Source organism: Fibrobacter sp. UWH1, from assembly GCF_002210365.1.
Lineage (GTDB): Bacteria > Fibrobacterota > Fibrobacteria > Fibrobacterales > Fibrobacteraceae > Fibrobacter.
Map to the genome: position 1 here is coordinate 1 of NZ_MWQG01000036.1, position 17,732 is coordinate 17,732.

At 43.9% G+C, this 17,732-nt stretch carries 10 protein-coding genes and 1 pseudogene; 7 read left to right on the forward strand and 4 right to left on the reverse strand.

The window, feature by feature from the left end; all coding sequences use genetic code 11:
• The 4 genes and pseudogenes from B7992_RS16775 to B7992_RS13185 form a co-directional block, all read right to left on the reverse strand.
• A pseudogene (locus B7992_RS16775) lies at positions 1-11,171 on the reverse strand (hypothetical protein); the annotation flags it as partial.
• Positions 11,172-11,230: 59 nt separating this feature from the next.
• Positions 11,231-12,391, reverse strand: coding sequence for an FISUMP domain-containing protein (locus tag B7992_RS13180; RefSeq protein ID WP_088666484.1), 1,161 nt, complete (start codon positions 12,389-12,391; stop codon positions 11,231-11,233).
• 23 nt (positions 12,392-12,414) lie between these two features.
• Complete coding sequence (locus B7992_RS16780) at positions 12,415-12,588, reverse strand: hypothetical protein (protein ID WP_176421949.1); 174 nt, start codon at positions 12,586-12,588, stop codon at positions 12,415-12,417.
• Between the two features lie 112 nt (positions 12,589-12,700).
• Complete coding sequence (locus B7992_RS13185) at positions 12,701-13,330, reverse strand: hypothetical protein (protein WP_088666485.1); 630 nt, start codon at positions 13,328-13,330, stop codon at positions 12,701-12,703.
• A 177-nt stretch (positions 13,331-13,507) separates the two neighbouring features.
• On the opposite strand from B7992_RS13185, the gene B7992_RS13190 reads away from it, so the two are divergent.
• The 7 genes from B7992_RS13190 to B7992_RS13220 all read left to right on the forward strand — a co-directional run bounded on the left by B7992_RS13190 (position 13,508) and on the right by B7992_RS13220 (position 17,729).
• Complete coding sequence (locus B7992_RS13190) at positions 13,508-14,653, forward strand: DUF2213 domain-containing protein (RefSeq protein WP_088666486.1); 1,146 nt, start codon at positions 13,508-13,510, stop codon at positions 14,651-14,653.
• Positions 14,654-14,656: 3 nt separating this feature from the next.
• A complete protein-coding gene (locus B7992_RS13195) occupies positions 14,657-15,091 on the forward strand; it encodes a DUF2190 family protein (RefSeq protein ID WP_088666487.1) in 435 nt (144 codons plus the stop codon).
• 18 nt (positions 15,092-15,109) lie between these two features.
• On the forward strand, positions 15,110-16,027 hold the full coding sequence (locus tag B7992_RS13200; protein ID WP_088666488.1) for a major capsid family protein: 918 nt from the start codon (positions 15,110-15,112) through the stop codon (positions 16,025-16,027).
• A 114-nt stretch (positions 16,028-16,141) separates the two neighbouring features.
• The gene (locus B7992_RS13205; RefSeq protein ID WP_141100472.1) at positions 16,142-16,522 is read left to right on the forward strand and encodes a hypothetical protein; all 381 of its coding nucleotides are present in this window, start codon (positions 16,142-16,144) and stop codon (positions 16,520-16,522) included.
• Positions 16,500-16,910, forward strand: coding sequence for a DUF4054 domain-containing protein (locus B7992_RS13210; protein WP_088666490.1), 411 nt, complete (start codon positions 16,500-16,502; stop codon positions 16,908-16,910). Before B7992_RS13205 ends, B7992_RS13210 begins: the two co-directional genes overlap by 23 nt.
• Positions 16,891-17,262 carry a hypothetical protein gene (locus tag B7992_RS13215; RefSeq protein ID WP_088666491.1) on the forward strand — a complete coding sequence of 124 codons (372 nt, stop codon included), beginning with the start codon at positions 16,891-16,893 and terminating at the stop codon, positions 17,260-17,262. Before B7992_RS13210 ends, B7992_RS13215 begins: the two co-directional genes overlap by 20 nt.
• Positions 17,259-17,729 carry a hypothetical protein gene (locus B7992_RS13220; RefSeq protein WP_088666492.1) on the forward strand — a complete coding sequence of 157 codons (471 nt, stop codon included), beginning with the start codon at positions 17,259-17,261 and terminating at the stop codon, positions 17,727-17,729. The genes B7992_RS13215 and B7992_RS13220 overlap by 4 nt, the downstream gene beginning before the upstream one ends.
• Positions 17,730-17,732: the final 3 nt, after the last annotated feature.

Here is a 17,732-nt window from a genome sequence, read left to right on the forward strand (position 1 = left end):
GTCTGCGAGTTACCCACGAAATTGAACGAAAGGGTAGCCTCGTTGCGGATTTCAGAAGCATTCTCTTGCCCAAGGTTTTTTGCTATAGCGGCGTGTCCGCCAAAGGTGGCATAGCCCTCGTCGCCAAAGACAAGGTCGTCGCCATTGCCGGTAGATATTGTTTCCTTTTCGTTTTCGAGCTTGCTTGCATCCGCAGAGTCGGTACGGGTTGCATTTACGCCGCCAAAGACGACATTCCTGCCGTTAGCGAGGTTTATTACGTCATTCCCGCCCTGGCTTTCTGTTACCGTGCGGGCGATGCTTGGGCCGCGGCGAACACCGTCGGTCTGCTTGTAGGCTTCGGAATCCTTGTTCTTGCCTGTTGCATAGTCGGAACCGCCAGCATTCCATTCTTCATCTTCCTCATCAACGCCGGGTGTACCGGTCCTGTCGTCGCCAAGGCGTGTCACCACGTTGCCGTCATCGTCGTGATACAGCACCTGGCCTCGGTCGCCAAAGACCAGGGAACTGTCGCTGCCAATGTCAATCCTGTCGTCTCCGAGACCGCCGAACACAATGAGACCTTCCCTGGTCACATTCTCGTCTGTGGCGGTCACTGTGTCATTCCCCTCGCCAGCGTTGATTACAAGCTGGTCATCGGAGCCGTCCTTGTAGCTGTGCACCGTAACTACATCATTGCCTTTACCACTATTTACCACGGTGAAGGTCTGGAAACCGTCTTCGCGATAGATTGACTTGTGTATATCTACCGTGTCCGCACCTGTACCCAGGTTGAACTCGCCATACTCCATATTGCCTATGCCGATGCGATTTTCAACAGACGATCCGCTGTCCTTGTGGGTAAATCGGATAGATTGGGAATCAGATTCAATCCATTCTGCATCGGCCTCTGTCGAGCCTGTCAACGATTCAAGGTCGTTCTTTTCGCCCGCCTTGGCATTCTTCATGTTGTTGGTGAAGACTCGGTCAACACTCTGGCTCTCGTCATATTCAGCGGCAGTCTGGGCTGCGTCTGCCCATTTTAAACTATCTGCAGTAGAGGCGACATTCTTTTCAGCATTATCGTCATCCGGTTCCGTGCTGTAATGAAGCATGGCCGGTCCGACATTTTCCAGGCTGAATTCCTTGCCCATGCCGTCTTCATACAAAGCGCCCTTGATGTTTTCAATGGTATCATCCTGCATATGGGAGATGATTTCTTCCTTGGAAACATTCTGGAAGGAATTTGCCTCGTCAAAAATCATCACATGCGGATTGGAGAAAACTCCATTTACTTGCAGGAAAGAGACATTTCCCTTGAGAGAAACTGATTTAAGCGAGATCTTGTCAAGGATGATTATCTGTGTACCTGCAGTCCTGTAAACATATCTGACATTGTCCGCTGTTGCCCCCAAGCTTTCAAGCTGACTTTCAGCGTAAATAAAGCTTGCTTGAGAATCGTCATATACTTCATGACCAAGATTCGCATCATATACCAATGGGACAAATACGAGTGCATGGGTCATGCCTTCTGTGCTGTAAGCCATCTGCACGACACTTTCGTCAATCAACAGAACATGATCCTGCTTGTAGTTAAGATAAATCCTTGTTCCGGATGTCAAATTCAGCGTTCTTACATTAATCGTCAGCTTATTTTCTGCACCACGAGTTAAAGAATTTATAGAAACAGGAGCACCGTCCTTCATAAACCAAGCATCGATTTCTTCAACTCCTGGCAAAGAACGTAACCCAACATTAATAAAGCCTTTTGAAACATCCGAGCCGGTCACGACAACTTCCTGTGTTACAGAGAACTTGTTATCGACGTTCGCTTCACTATCGACGTCCGCTTCACTATCGGAGTCCGCTTCACTATCGGAGTCCACTTCATTATCGGAGTCCGCTTCATTATCGATTTCGTCAAGGAATACAAGGGCATTCTTGCAGGCATTCACCTTCGAAGCCTCTGTACTTGAACCTGGCGTCAGCACAACGTTATGCAGCAGCGAGAAATAGTCGTCGCCTTCACGAACGGAGTCGCCAATAGCATTCACCTTTACCGTCTGCAAGGCATTCCATGCAACCGTACCTTTAGCCAAGTCCGCCGTGGCGGCAAACTTGAACGTAATCGACTTACAGAGTTTATCTTCCCCATCTACAAGCCAAACTTCACGGTCACCGCGGCCATGGGCTTCCGTTGTCGCTACAGGGGCGAATACAGTGACAGAAACAATCTCGTCAGCCTTGGGAGCCCTGTCAAGTTTAAGTGCATAGGCGTTGATTGTGCTACCATTTTCCGGCAGAGTCGCATACGGGGTGTCAAGTACCACAGAGTTGTCTTCCGTAGAAACAAACACGACATTTATAGCTTCGGAATCCGTCGCCGTAGCGTTCAGGAACGCAGGCATATCGGCGGAACCCACGCCTCCATTGTGGAAACTGTCGTTGCCCTTGTTGCCATAGAGCTTTGTCACTTCATTCTCTTCTGTATCCAGCACATAGAAGGAATCGTCGCCATCGCCACCGTACACATTCTTGTCTTCGATGCTGACAGACTGCACGTCAATCCCCTCGCCGAACACTCGTCCATGCGATATGACAAAAGAATCATCACCTTCGCTACCCGCAATGCTCATCTTGTCTGTACCGGCACCGCCAATCAGCGTGACAGGACCATTCTCGACAATCGACTTTTTACCTTCGCCCTCATCCTTCTGATACATGGCGACATTGAACGTATCGTCACCAAGTCCACCAGAAAGAGATACGGCAGCCTTGTTATGCAGTACGTTGAAAGTATCGTCACCTTCGCCACCAATTATAGATGTAGCATGTTCGACACCATTGCTCAGGTAGCCCTGCGTTGTCCGAGTCGTATCAAAAATATCTTTGAGCTGTACATTGCTCAGCCCCGTATCGGTGGTTCTTTCGGAATTGAACATCTGGCCGACCGTTACAGTATCGTTACCGGCACCGGCGTCAATGGAGATCGTAGAAAGGGTCCCATCAATGGAAATCCTGTCGTCTCCGGCACCGGCATTAACGGCGAGGTTTTCTATGCCGGTCTTACCTCCACCCACATTCCAGAAGTTTACTCGCTCAATCAGGCTATTGACGCTTGTGTCGTTAGCGTTTCCTCCCAATTCAGGGAGCATGGCGACCATGCCTAAACCGCTATTCGATGCGCGAACAAGGAACTGATCGTCGTTGATAGTTCCATTTATTGTCAGGGAATCCGCAGCGTCAATTTCGCCAGAATCCATGACATTGGTGTAAGCGCGGTTGCCGCCACCCATCATGTTCACAATGTAGGAATCGTCGCCGCTCTGGCCGTCCACGATGTCGCTGCCGTTCCCGGCAATAATCGTGTCGGCTCCACCACTTGTACTCGACTTTGCATCCGCACGTATTCCGAAATTCTTTACAAAAGAATTGATGGTGTCTCCAAATACGAGACCCTGATTCTTTCTCGCTTCGCTGTCTTCCAGATTGGAAAATAATTTCGAAGTTCCCTTCTGGTCTGTTGCAAATCCATTAATTCCATCGTCGCCGAACACAATATCGTTCCCGGCACCACCATCAAGAATATCATTACCTTGACCGCCAACTAGCAAATCTTCTCCAAAGCCACCTGTAATGATATCATCACCCTCATTACCTTTAATTAAATCATTTCCAGCGCCGCCTTCAATGATATCGTTTCCGCTATTACCTAAAATAATGTCGGAACCATTACCTCCATTTATAATATCATCAAATGATTCTACTTCTGGTTCCGTATCTTCACCAGAAGACAATTGTGCGGAATACACTTCATTTGCACGGGTGACAAATGTAGAAACACTTTGATTGTCACTCCCATAATGGGTTACAAAGTCATACGTTGCCAGTTTTTTATGTGGCGAGTTATTTCCGTCATCAACAGTCGTCGACAAATCTTGACTTTTCTTCAGCTCTTCTGAAACATAAGCATACGGCATTGCTGCCGTCGTCATATTATTTTCTTCGGCAATAATAAATCCAGAATTCACGGAATCGCCAAATATCACATCAACGCCATCATCTCCGTAAATTACATCACTACCCGAACCACCGTAAACGACATCGTTTCCCTTACCGGCATGAATTTCATCATTACCTTCACGTCCATCAATACTGTCATTCCCTGCACCACCATAGATGTAATCCCTTCCATTGCCTCCAAGGATGGTATCATTTCCACCGTCTTCATAAAGATCATATCGATTTGTTTGAATAAGGTTAGATGTCGCGTCAAACATGACACTACCAAAATCTCCAAAAAGATGGTTTTCCGTAGTATTGTCAAGAGTGTTAACTCCACCCAAGATATAATCGTTCCCGATTCCTCCGAATATGAAGTTCTTTCCCTTGCCTCCGACAATTACATTATTTCCGTCATTCGTAGAATCTGGATAGACTTCTGCTAATGAAACATACTTCTTACCATCAGTCTCCTTAATATCTACACGGCCAGTTCCTCCAAAGAGAAAATTCTGGCTTCCTTTTGAGCCAAGTATATAATCGTTTCCGTTTCCTCCAAGAACTACAGCGTAGAAACCGGGAGCAAGAGTAAGACCGCTTAGATCAATTGAATCATCATCATTTCCGCCTTCAATTACTATATTAAAACTTGCGTTTCCGGAAATAATAACTTCATCATTATCTTTTCCGGAATACACATAGAGTGTGTTACCATTGAGGACATATTCCTTTGTCGTTTTTATTATATTTGAACCTTCAATGGTTATTTGGGCTATATCTCCAGAGCAAACAACATTTACCTTATCGCAACCATCACTTAAATCTCCGTTAAGACGTTTTTCAGCGTAGAGACCCACATTTACCACCACATCACCATTTTGTTCTGTAGCTACTATTGGTGTATCCTTGCTAGTAGAGTCAGTATTGAACAATTCCAAAGCTCCACTCTTCCACAGGTTCCATTCCTTACGGTAGAAGAATAAGTCAAGGTAGGCGTAAGCTCGAGCCTGCATTGTCATTGAAGAATCAAACATAGCTAGTGGACTGCGAGCAAGGTTGTCCGCTAGTTCAGTTAGTCGAATTTTACCATCGTTGTTGGGATCGTCAAAATTCAGGTTCAAATTGAGGTTTACACCCACGTTGATGCCAGCACGACCTGCGACACTAGCACCGGCATTGATGCCGGAGAAGAAAACAACTTCGCTTACATCCTTGTTGTCCTTCAAATCGTTAATATAAAAACCATCTGTAAGTGCCCAAAGGTCCTTAAAACCGCTATTTTTCCAAGAACGAAGGCCAAAGGTATCATAGCCAAAGCATAGGTCTATGTTCACACCAAAATTAAAACCGATGTCTGCACAAAGGGGGCCGACAATGGCGAAACTCTTGCTCCAGTCAAAGTCAAATGTGAGGGGACTCATGTCATATTCAATCAACGAGACATCCTGACCAAAAAGGAGCTTAACTGTTGACATTGCTAAAGTTTGCAGAGAAAATTCCTTAGTATTTTCATCCTGCAAAAATGGGAATGATAGTATAGACAGGTCCTGTCGTGCTTTATTTTTTAAGGAAGTCCAATCATCATCATTTTCGGATAAATTTAATGTGTCAAATAGGCTAATATCAAAGGATCTAGTTCCAAAAAGGATTCCTTTTACATATTCATTTTTGTCTTCATCTATTCCTAGAAAATCAATAGATCCTAGTCGTATCCGATTTAAAGCAAAACTAGGATCTGAAACCTTATCAATTGTTTTCGCAATATTGACTATATCATCAAGCATTCCAAGATTTAAGCCCTTAGCGCTTCCTACAGATTGAATAAGGCTAAGTACCGTCATTTTGCTACCGCCTTTAGGCAGAGAACTCAATACAGGAATTTCTGATTGCAGAAATTCAATCAAAGGCATCAATGGGTCAATAACCTTTTGAATTTTCTGAAGTACAGGCTGAAGTGTCCGAGTTACAAAGGCGCCTGCATTAAAACTAATATCCTTTAAGCCTGCATAGGAAATATCTCCAGAGGGTTTACCGAAGCTAGCATCCCATTTGAGGCTGAATATCGCTCCGATTTCAGGGAAGCCTATGTCAACGCAGTCTGTATTAAAGCCTAAAGTCATCTTGATGTTTAGGTCCAGGTTGCCATCCAGGTTACTTTCCAGAGACAGGTCCCTAGCCACGTTATTTACGCTAATTTTTGTATCTACATTTGCATCAACATTTTTATCATTTTTTGCATTCTTTGATTCGTTTTGACCGTCATTTAAATCAATTCCCAAAGAAAGACTAAACGTTGTATCACCTTCGGCAATGTTTTCATAGGTTCCTGAATTACCGTTTTTTTCTTTTACGAGATTTCCAGACATCTGGAGAAATCCTAAAGAACCTTTCAAATCAACATTCGGTGTTACTGTCAAAGTTACCAAGATATCATCACCGGATAGTTGCATAGTCTTTGTACTGGAATCTTCAGATACTTCAGTCAATTTTTCTATTCCATCGACAACAATGGTTTTATCAGCATTCCCCTCATCACTTCCGTTTGAAAGCAGAATGTAGGCCCCATTTTTTGAAATACCAAAGCCTAAGTACCATTTCCATTCCAGTTTTAAATCAACACCACCCTTCGAGGCAAGTCCGAGACCGGGAAGTCCTAAATCAAAGTCGGCATTGGCGTCTAAATCGTAACTTCCACTTAGACAAAAACGCCATTCCACAGATTCTCCAGACTCATTGTACTGAATGCACTGTTTGCCGTTTTTGTCATTGTAAGATTTATTAAAAATACTTCCTGCCCAAGCAACACTTTGTGTATCGCTCACTTCTTTACTCAAAGTGCCTAGCAATCCTGTTTTTTGGAGAATTGAATACAAGGCCGCAGCAACAGATGCAGCATTCATATCCTGAGTACTATAGGCAAATTTGCGCAAAGGCTCAATAAACTTTTCATCCAAATCAGTCAAGCAATCGGCTGCACTCACAATGGAATCGCCTACCAGCGGGATTTTTCTCAAGGAATCCGAAAGAAAGGTCTTGTTTAAGCTACTTTGGGCCTTTCGTAAAACAGTACTTAAGGCATCTGTAACAAGACGGATTTGTCCAAAAAAGTCTATCTTCTCAAAATCAGTTTCAATATCGCTCAAATCAAGAACTATTGAGCCGGCACTGGAATTCCCTTTTTCAAATTCCTTATCATCAAAGAACCCAGGAAGCTTCACACCAACTTTTCCTTCAACGATATCTGCTAAATTGAATGTTCCAAGGCCATTGGTTCCATCCCAACTATTAATGTTATTTTGTCCCATTACTCCAAGTTTAATGGTTCCTGCGTCAAGACCAAGGCATTCTATATGCAGTTCGCCACCGATTTTGCAATCATCCTTTTCGTTTACCCATTCCAAGGAAGAATCTTCATCTGTCGAAGTTTTCTTGTATTTGAATGTTTCGTTGATTGCTACGCAAAGGTAACTTGTGCCATTGCTTTCGCTTACCACCTGAAGTAGGGAACCACTATAATCGCCAAGGGCAACAGACAAATCAAAAGAAAGAGGCTTGCCAATCAACTGAACGTCAAAGTTTATGTAAGAATCTTCTTTAAGCGTTGGTACAGCTAGAGTTTTACCTTCGGTCATCGCCATATTGAACTTAAGTTCAATATTTAGAGAACCATTCATGTAAATTTCTGCATTACCGCCAATATTGATACTATCTACAAGAGAGAAGTTGCTGACAGGAATTGATTGATGGTTATAGTTTGCATCCCACTTAAAAGTATAATCTACACTTGTCTCATTAAAGATAAAGTAGAGACTTGCACCTAAAAGTTTTTGCAATTTTGCGTTCAGTTCCTGAAGAGTCTTTGGCTGATTTGCGGAGATGTTACTGATAACATCGTTGACTTTATTGATGAGACCTAAAAGTTCCGGGGCAGACTTGCCAAACAAGGGTAACTTTTGGTTTAGTACCTGCAGTGTATTTGATAGATTGTTAAAATCTGGAGCATCCTCTCCGTAGCCTAGAACATTTTGTAAAAAAGTCTTTTGAAGAGAGTCCTTGACGTTCTCCAACAAGGTGGACATAGAAACATTTTTGAAAAGAGCCTCTTCAGCTGACAGTTGCTGTTTATTTACCACAGAAGGTATTAGCAAAGATCCTTTTAAAAGACTGACATTGGCCAACATTGTTGCAGCATGTTCATTCAATCCGTTTTTATGCAAAATGTCAATAGAATTTGTATATCCATCAACTTTGTCGTAATTCCAGCTGCTAGAAGCAAAAGCATCTTCCGTTACATTTCCATCATCATCGTATAAATTAACAGCATCTATAATGGTCTCGGAATCCTTTAGAGAGAACGTTCTAGTTGCTGAGACTCCCACTTCTCCAGTCAAGTCAACGCCGACCATGCCGAGGACTCCCGATACAAGTTTTCCTTTTCCAGTTAGTTTTTCAGTTATGTTGAGATCTAGTTGGGCTATTTCAATTTGAGAATTCTTTCGCCCCTTTACTGTAAAAGAATCTGTTGCACCATCTTGATCTGCTGTTAGACCAAGCAATGTTACCAGGCTAAATCCGTTAGCATTTTCTATGGACTTTACTTTACAACCTGAAAATTTCAAGGTCAAGCCGTTGACAGAAACTGAGCCACAGTTCTTAAGATTGAACTGGTTTGCGATTTCTTCCAAAACGTCATCTATCGTTACATCTATTTTAGAGTAAAGTGTAGATAAATCAAGACGAGTCTTTGAATCATCATCAAAGATTATTTCAACACATTCTCGGTTAGATGTTTGGCCTGCAGTAATCCCTAATGAATCGGCTCCACTCACGCTAAAGATGTAATCGTCGCAATAGAAAACAATTCTTTCATCACGAACGGCTGTTTGAATAAGTTTTTCATGATTTTTTCCAAGTTCTTCTTTCAGTTTTTTGGAAACAACTTTTTCAACGTCATTTACCGTATAACATCCTTTAAAGTCACCGTCTTCAAAGCTTAAGTTATATCTATCATTAACAGAGTCATCGCTTCCTTTGTTTACGTCAATGGTTATGGTAAATGCTTTACTCGGAACATCAATCGGTAATGTAGATGATACTGCGACAAGCTTGGTTTCACCACCAGCTTCTGTAAAAAGGGACCATGGATTTGAATTAGAAGCTCCAGAAGGTTGATAGATGATGAAGATTTTATTTCCGATTTTCACTGCAGAATAGTCTGCGTATGCAGAGTCACCCATCAAAAAATCATTGATCGCAACAACAAGATCTCCTTCATTATTGTTTGAATCAGATTTTTTTATGGAAATGGATTTATTTCCAATTTTAGTGCTAGTTTTATTGCAGTCAATCAAATAAGCCTGCTTAAACAGCTGTGTGCCCAAAAGTCCAATTTCCTTAGAATCTCCTGTGGTGAAACCTAAGGAAAGGAAACTTGCTGTTGACGCCAAATCGGCTATAATGGCATATCTATTTTTGTCACTTACTGATGTAAAAGGTGAGGTAGATTTGCCTGTTGAATCCTTATAGGCGCCATTTAACGTAGTAACTACATAGTTTCCGACATCTGAAACAGTACTATTTTTACTTATGGTTCCGGTATATGCTCTTTCAGCACCATTATTTTCTTTGACAATCAGCTTCAAACCAATATTGTTGTTAATGACGTTGGATGTTTCTAATGCATAGGTCGCCATGACTGCATTGGAATCTCCGATAATTGTTTTCTTATCTACATTATTAATATCAATTCCAAGGTCACTCAAGAGGGTGTCTTTATCTATGGAATTATCCCCTGTCATTGGCACTTTTAAAGTCAAATTCAAGGAAGAATCAAGACTCAGACTTAGGTTACCCTTTGTAAAATCACTTAAATTTTTGGATATCTGCTCAAGGAATTCATTTGCCAATGCAGCCTTTGCCGTCTTGTTATGGGACGGCGAGAACACTAAATTGAAAAAGTCTCCATTACCGTCAAATTCAATTTTAAGGAAAGAACAGGCATTCAATAAATCCTGAATGGATCGCGGAGGGGTCTTGAGTATGTCGTCAAAGAAGGTCGATAGTCTTAAGAATGAGGATGCGTTTTGGTCGATAAGACCTTCAAAATTATTGTTTAGGACGTCTGTTTCCGCATTTTGCAGCAACTTAGAAACAGAGCTCAGCTGGTTAAGGATATTTCCCATCTGGATATTTGCGAAAGAAGATATCAGATCGTTTTCATCATGAGTTGCGTCCCCACTTTCCCATTTTGCAGAAAGTGGGGAATCTATGCTAGAAGAAACGCTCTTATATTTCAACGAAGTTAAATCATCGACATCAAAACCAGTCACCTTGGCATCAGAACCTAAAAAACTTGAATCATCTTTTACCTTGAAATCTAGGTCGTAATTAAAAGTTGTATTAAATGTTTTATTTCCATCTTTATCTACGGTATATCTTCCAATTATTTCCAAATCAGGGTCATTTTCATTGACATCTGCAATAGATTGCAATTCCAAAATTCCAATTTTTGCATTTTTTGTTTCTGATGAAGAAAGATCCTGCTTAAAACGAAATGCAACTTGTGTCTCCATTGATTTTTCAATGTCACTTGAGGCATCTCCATCTATGAAAAATTTTAAAAAACTATTCCCGGTAATACCAGAAGCATTCAACTCTTCAAAGATAACGTCAATATTGGTCTTTTCGGCGATGTCAGGAACGATTTTGGAGTTTTCGCTTATTGATACTTTTGTAGAAATTACAACCGTTACCTCTATTTTTCCTTGGCGTTCTTCAAATCCCCACGCACTGTTTGTATTATCGTTTTTTAGACGGTTGCAAAGAGTTGTGGCATCTAACTGAAACATATCGGAAGAATCTGTGGATTCTTTTTTTAAATCGTTTATTGTTGAATTTATGAATGCCTTTACATTATTGAATTCCGAAGAAAAATCAATTTTTGTTGACTTAAGAACGTCTGCTAAAGACATTGTCTCTGCGACAGATTCACTATCGTTTTCTTCATAAACGACAAGTCCCTCTATAGACTCGCTATCCAATGTAGGAATTGTATATGAGCTAATATTGATATCATCAAGTTCATTGCACCAATCCGTATCGGATGGAGAACCGTCCATCATCAAGCGCGGTTCAAGGGATTCAACTTTGAAATTGATGTTTCTTTTGTGATTTTTATTCTTTTTGGACATATAATCCCCGTTGGCTACAAATGGACGGCCTTATTTCTCTTGAAAAATTCTGTAATTAATTATTCCCTATCATAGTTTTGGACGCAGCGAATAGAATATCCTTGAACCTTAGGAAGTGCTTGATTTCGATTAAAGCTACTGCTGTGAATGCCTATATAGTTCGCGCGTTCAGGATAATCCCTTGATTGAGAGGGAGTCCAAAAAATCGCTGTTTGTCCAATTGACTTAAATTCTTCATTCCAGTACCCACCAGGAAGTATGGATACCCCGTATTCATTGGATCTGTAAAATACCGCCTTGGAGCCGTATGTGGATGCGAAAAATGATTCGCCGGATCTTTCAAGCAAGATGTCCCACACATCCTTATTCATAACATGCCAACCATCTGGGCAAATGCCTTGATGATGGACAAACATGCTTAAACCTTCAAATTGTTCATTTTTGTATGTGTAGTTAAATTTTTCAGGACATATTGCAGAACCAAGGGCGTTGCTGTCGCATGCTGCAGGGAAATTCATAGCATTGCTCCAACTATATAGTCCCCCGAATCCATTATCACAATACCAAGGATCGTCGTTGTAACAATACTTAGTGCCCCGTCCTTGAGTGCCCCCTCCTAAAATCATTTCTCCATAATTCAAATTCTCTGCAAAAATAGTGACAGAATCAATATCTCTATATCCGTACTTCACTCTTACAGTTTTATAGACCTTGCCATCGCGGGGGTCTGTCATGGAGCCATATTCTATGTCCGGATTGAACTGCTCCGACATGTCGTAATAGCTACTGCTGGATGTCGCTGAACTAGAAGATTGTATTTCTACCCAAAAACCATTTGTGCAGATATAATCAATTCCAGTTTTTAAAATCGTCATTATTTCACCTTCTTCTGCAGCTTCACAAGGCAAAATTAAAGTAGAGGATGATGAATTTGTTATTCTGCTTGATGAAGACGCCCCTGTTGACTCAGAGCCTTTTACACTGGAGGAGGATCCTTTAGTTTTCGTGGAACTGCTGGATTCCAGGTCAGAGTCTGGAATGACGGAAGAGGAAGAGTCGTCGTTGATACTGGAGGATGATTCATCCTCCTCAACAGCGGAACTCAGTGCACTGTTTTCACCGGATGCGCTGGTGGAGCCCGAGTCATCGCCGCAGGCGTTAAAGGCGAACAGCGCAAAAGCGACCGCGCTCACCAAACCAATTTTCTTAATCGTATTCATACAGAATCTCCTAATTTTAAAATCTAAATCATACCTACGGAATACGCCCTGTTCCCAGGCCTCTTCATAGGCAAACTTTCATAACAAAAGATATTAAAGAAATCAAACTCCATCCCGGCAGAATCATACAAAAACCAGTCAAAACGGCACTTGGCAAACACAGCCTCAACCACCGGTTCAGCAAGTACTTTTCCCATATGATACACCTTGTGTTATACAAGTGATATTTGCCACAAAAAAAGCCCCAAATGGGGCTTCATAATGATTTTTTAGAATCAGTAATCGTTTTTAGATTTTACGGATTGGATTTTATTTATGATGCAATAAATTTTTCATTACATTATTGTAGCAATCAAAGGATTTCTCTACATCCTTCTGGTGTCGCTGGGAAATTTTGATTTTTTCATCATGAAGAACACAATCAACAAAAATCTCTCCCAAGTCATTTTTCTCGTATTTGACTTCTAAATCTTTCGTCATTGCTAAATCAACGACGTTAGAACGATTTCTAACATGATTTACCAAGCCTAAAGTAAAAAAACGTTCTTCATCATTCTTTTCTAATTTGGACTCACTGCCATAATAGAATTCAACTATTTTTTCTAAATCAAAGGTGTAAATTTGACTAAGGATAAAATTCATTCGGCAAAACATTAGCCAGTCAATTTTTCCTTCACTATAAGAATCCACTAAATTTCTTATGTATTTGGCTTTTACGGTAGATTCTGCTGAAATTAAATGATGAATCAGAAGCTCCATAATTTTTTCAAATTCTTGATAATCATCTTTTAATTTCGCCCAAAATTCCTTTGACTTTTCGCTTTGCGGGTTTTCGTTGAAAGCATCTATTTTTTTTGTCAAAAAGAAATTTGACGCCTTTTGCGAAAAATCGTAAACAGCCTTGAGTGATTTACCTACAGAAAACAATTCGGGAATCATGTACAAACTCCTTGATTCAACTATCCTTTAACAAATCATAGACAAATTCAATCAATTGTGGGGTAGCGTACCGCGCTTGTAGCGGCGTTTTCCGCTGTTTTTTGGTGTTTTTGGGGCTGTTTATATGCCTTTAGGTGAAACCCCCGTATAGCCTGTTTGCGCCTCTAAATTTGGGGCATGAACGAAACGCTCCGCGACTATAACGACTTCGACCAGACTGTTTTCAGGACTACCCCGGAGGGCTATCTCACGGGCAAAATCCGCGTCACAGGCGCGGGCGTTTTCAGCTACATGACTACGGATGGGATCAAGCGCAGACTGCGCCCGGTCAAGGAAGTTTCTGCACAGGACAGCATCCTGAGCCTCAATTCAAAACCAGTCACCTTACTTCACCCCATGCAGGACGTTTCCCCAGAGAACGCCAAGAAACTCCAGGTAGGCTTTACCGGAACGGATGCAAGCTGGGACGGTTTGAACGCATATGTCACAATGACAATCACGGACGCAGAAGCCATCAAGGAAATGCGCGAGGGGCGCGTAAGGGCTGTTTCCTGCGGATACGATGCCGGGCTGGAACGAGGCAAGGGCAACTGGCAGGGCGTCGCCTATGACGAAGCCATGAAGGATATCCGTTACAACCATATCGCTCTCGTTCGCGAAGGGCGAGCTGGCGACGGAGTGCGCTTTAGAATCGGCGACAGTGCCGACTTCGACAGAATTTTCAATGTAAACGACAATGCCCCCCTAGGGGCGGGAGAGAATGAAATGGCAAGAAAGCTCATTATTGACGGTGCTGAATACGAGGCCGACGAAAAAGTTATTGAAACGCTCCATGCTGCACAAAAGGCCCGTGACGAAGCTGAAAAGGAATCCAAGACGCTTCAAGGCAAGCTGGACTCCATGACTGCTTCCCGTGATGCAGCAATTTCTGAACGAGACCAGCTCAAGTCCAGACTCAAGGATGAAAGCGAAATTGCCCGTCTTGTAAATGAGAAGGTCGCCCTGCTCGATTGTGCCAAGCAGTTTGGCGTAGAAGTCAAGGCAAGTGACAGCGTAGAGGCTATCCGTAGTGCCATGGTCAAGAAAGCCTACCCCCAGATGGTTCTTGACGGCAGGAGCGCAGAATATATGGCTGGCGCCTATGAAGCCGCCGTTCAAAAGCTGAAGGATTCTGCCCAAGGTTCTGATGAGCCTCCCAAGAATTCCCCGTTTGCCCCAGACATGACACAGTTCAAGGATGATGCTGATACGGAAAAGGCGTTCGAAGCCATGAACGACAAGTACAACAAGCTGAACATCGCAAGTTTTGCAAGGGAGGCCTAGCGTATGGCTTTTGAAATGGAATATGGAGCAATTGGAGCTCCAGGGCTTTTGTTTCCGTTTGTACCCCACTCCATTGAAACAGGGGTGATTCAGGAAGACAAGGACTCCGAAGGAGGTTTCCCTCTCTGGATCAAGACAGGCGAAGCTGACGAAGCTGGTAAGGTCTATGTGAATAAGCCGGAGAACGGAAAACTTCTCGGCATCGCACAGCGAACCCTCTTTAACGACAGCTACAAGGCGGGCATGACCATCAATGTCGTCAAGAAAGGGCGCTTGTGGGTTCGTGTACTTGGAGAAGTCAAGGCAGGCGATGACGCCTACGTCAACGACACCAACAATGCCTTTACAGCAACGGCAACGGGTGGCACCCAGATTGTGGGCGGAATGTTCAAGACCGACGCAGCTGATGGCGGGTTGGCTGAACTTGAAATCGCATAGGCACCAAAAGGAGAACGCATGAATTTTAAGGATCACGAACTCAACAGGATTAGCCGCCTGTTCAACACAATCATCAATGAAACTTACGGCCTTGACCGCGAAAATCTTGACGCACTCAGCTTGATTCCTGCACAGACTGGTATGGGTATGTGGCTGCGTTCCTGGAGTTACAAGATTGTCAACGAAATGGGCGTTGCAAAGCTCATTAGCGACTATAGGGATGATTTTCCTCCTATCAGCCGCGGTGTTGAAATCAAGACAAACGATATTCGCGAATGGGGCCTTTCCTATGGTTACAGCGAATTTGAACTCATGCAGTGGCTTACTGCAGGCATTGACCTTTCACGCGATGAGGCAGATACCGCCCGTCGCAAGATTGATGAAAAAGTCGATGAGGTTCTTTTCGTTGGCGACAAGGAAGCAAATACAACGGGTTTCCTCAATAACCCCAACATTCCGTTGGTGGTCGTGCCTACGGGAACATCTGGCGGAACGGCCATCAAGGGAAAGTCCTTGACCGAAATCATCGCAACATTCCAGGCAATGATCGACACAGTTCGTACCAACACCCACCGCACTGTCAAGGCAGATACCGTTTTGCTTCCCCATGACGCATTCGTCTATCTGTCAACCACCCCCAAGGATGAAAAGGGGGGAGACATCACCATCCTTGAATATCTGCAAAAGGTTTTCAAAGGTCAGGGTATTGTCAATTGGCGCGAATGTTCCAAGCTCGATGATGCCGGTGTAGATGGCGCTACACGTGCGGTAATCTACAAGTACAGTCCAAGCGTCGTCACTCGATGCCTGCCGATTCCCTTCAAGCAGGACGCGCCTCAGAAGGATTCCCTTTATTACAAGGTTCCCTGCTATTGTCGCGTGGGTGGCGTAGCATTCAAGAACATTAACGCCGTAGCCTACGCAGACGGACTCTAGTCAAGAATCCCCTCCCCGGCTCCATCGCGACGTTTTCCCTAACAGGGCCAGCCTTCCGTCGCGGTGGAGCTCTTTTTTCACCTTTCCCACTTTTCGCCTACAGGATTTGACGCCATGCTAGTCATGAACAACCAGAAATGTACCGTCCACATCGGATCCATGTTGCTCCTGCCGGGTTCCAATGTCGTTCCGGACGGGGCTATTGACAGGAAACACCCCATCATCAAGGCGCTGGAAAACCAGGGCAAGCTCTCCTTCATGGAAAAGATAACACCCAGCGTAGCCGAAATTGCCATTTCCAAGGCCAACACCCAGAAGGTTGTCGATGAAATAGAAGGATGCGTCAAAAAGACTAGCGCAGGCGTAAAGAAGGCCGCGGTAGCAAGGAAGAAGGAACTGGACGAATTTGACGTGCAATGGGACGAGGCCAAGCAAAAGGAAATGAACGAAAAAATGGAGGCAAAAAAGCAAAATGATTCCGCTTCCAATAAGTGATGAGCAGAAGGAAGAGCTTGTCGCCTACCTTCCCCCTGAACACGCGGACAGCAAGCGACTTGACGCCTGGATTATGGGAGCCTCTCACCATGTAAGCGCCTGCTATTTCAAGAAAGCCTACGTCTATGCGCTTTCTCTGATGGTTTCCCATCTCGCAGCATTGGAATCCAGGGGAAGCGACGGGGATGCTGGAACTGTCACAAGCAAGCGGGAAGGCGACATTTCAGTTTCCTATGGCAGCACAAAGGGTAACGATGACGACGCCTGGCTTTCAAGCACCAGCTTCGGACAACAGTTCCTTCTGCTGAGAAAACAGTATTCACCGCGTCCGGGCGTTACGGGCGCAGTAAGGATGCAGGGGCTCTGCGGTGGCAACGGTTTTCGCTAGGACATTTCGCTATTGCGAACTGGTCAAGCCCCATTTCGACTCCGAGGGAAACGCCGTTTCCGAGACGAAATCCGAAAGGACTGTTCGCGGGACAATTCAGCCTGTCACAGGAGAAGAAGCCATCGCGTACAGCGAAGGTTCGCGCAATACGGGCATGGTCAAGGTCTATTCCAGCGAAAGGCTTGCTGCGCGAACACAGGACGGTGCAGAAGCCATCGGATATATCCAGCAGGGAGGCTACTGGTACGAAATCGTGGATGAGCTTGTTTTCTGCAATCTGCCAAACGTCACCCACTGGAAATACATAGCAAGCAAGATTCCGCCAGCCCAGATTCCGGAGGCGCTTCGGTGAGCATTGACGAAATCAAGGGAGCCTTATGCAAATACTTCAACGATTGCGAAAGATTTTCAGTCCAGTTCATCAAGAGTCCGACGAACAGCCCCGCCCCCGTTGGGTGCTATGTCGCTGTTGGAATCGATTCTGTGGAACAATATGGACGCAAACTGTCTCCGCCTCCGGGCAAGGGGAAGTTCCTGTTTTCGCAAGTCGCCATGGTCCACTTCGTCGAAGTCGAAGGCGACGGAGACATCCTTAGAAAGGCAAGGAATGAGCTGGAGCTTCCGCAATTTACCGAGTTCGCCAGGGAGAGGGGGGTTACGATCTGGCAACCAACCGCAATCAACGCCATCGACACCTATGATGGAAAGTTCTTCATTAGACAATGGCGTTTTTCATTCCAAGTCAACTTTACGGATGAAATCGCGGTTGAAAGGCCAAGGATCGAAACAGTCAAACCCTTAATCCTCCAATCTAACTAGGAG

Bases quoted from the DNA above. Each gene is read 5' to 3' on its own strand.
- B7992_RS13195 (WP_088666487.1), top strand. From the start codon at position 14,657: ATGGCTTTTGAAATGGAATATGGAGCAATTGGAGCTCCAGGGCTTTTG.
- B7992_RS13180 (WP_088666484.1), bottom strand. From the start codon at position 12,391: ATGAATACGATTAAGAAAATTGGTTTGGTGAGCGCGGTCGCTTTTGCG.
- B7992_RS13200 (WP_088666488.1), top strand. From the start codon at position 15,110: ATGAATTTTAAGGATCACGAACTCAACAGGATTAGCCGCCTGTTCAAC.
- B7992_RS13210 (WP_088666490.1), top strand. From the start codon at position 16,500: ATGATTCCGCTTCCAATAAGTGATGAGCAGAAGGAAGAGCTTGTCGCC.
- B7992_RS16780 (WP_176421949.1), bottom strand. From the start codon at position 12,588: ATGGGAAAAGTACTTGCTGAACCGGTGGTTGAGGCTGTGTTTGCCAAG.
- B7992_RS13185 (WP_088666485.1), bottom strand. From the start codon at position 13,330: ATGATTCCCGAATTGTTTTCTGTAGGTAAATCACTCAAGGCTGTTTAC.
- B7992_RS13190 (WP_088666486.1), top strand. From the start codon at position 13,508: ATGAACGAAACGCTCCGCGACTATAACGACTTCGACCAGACTGTTTTC.
- B7992_RS13205 (WP_141100472.1), top strand. From the start codon at position 16,142: ATGCTAGTCATGAACAACCAGAAATGTACCGTCCACATCGGATCCATG.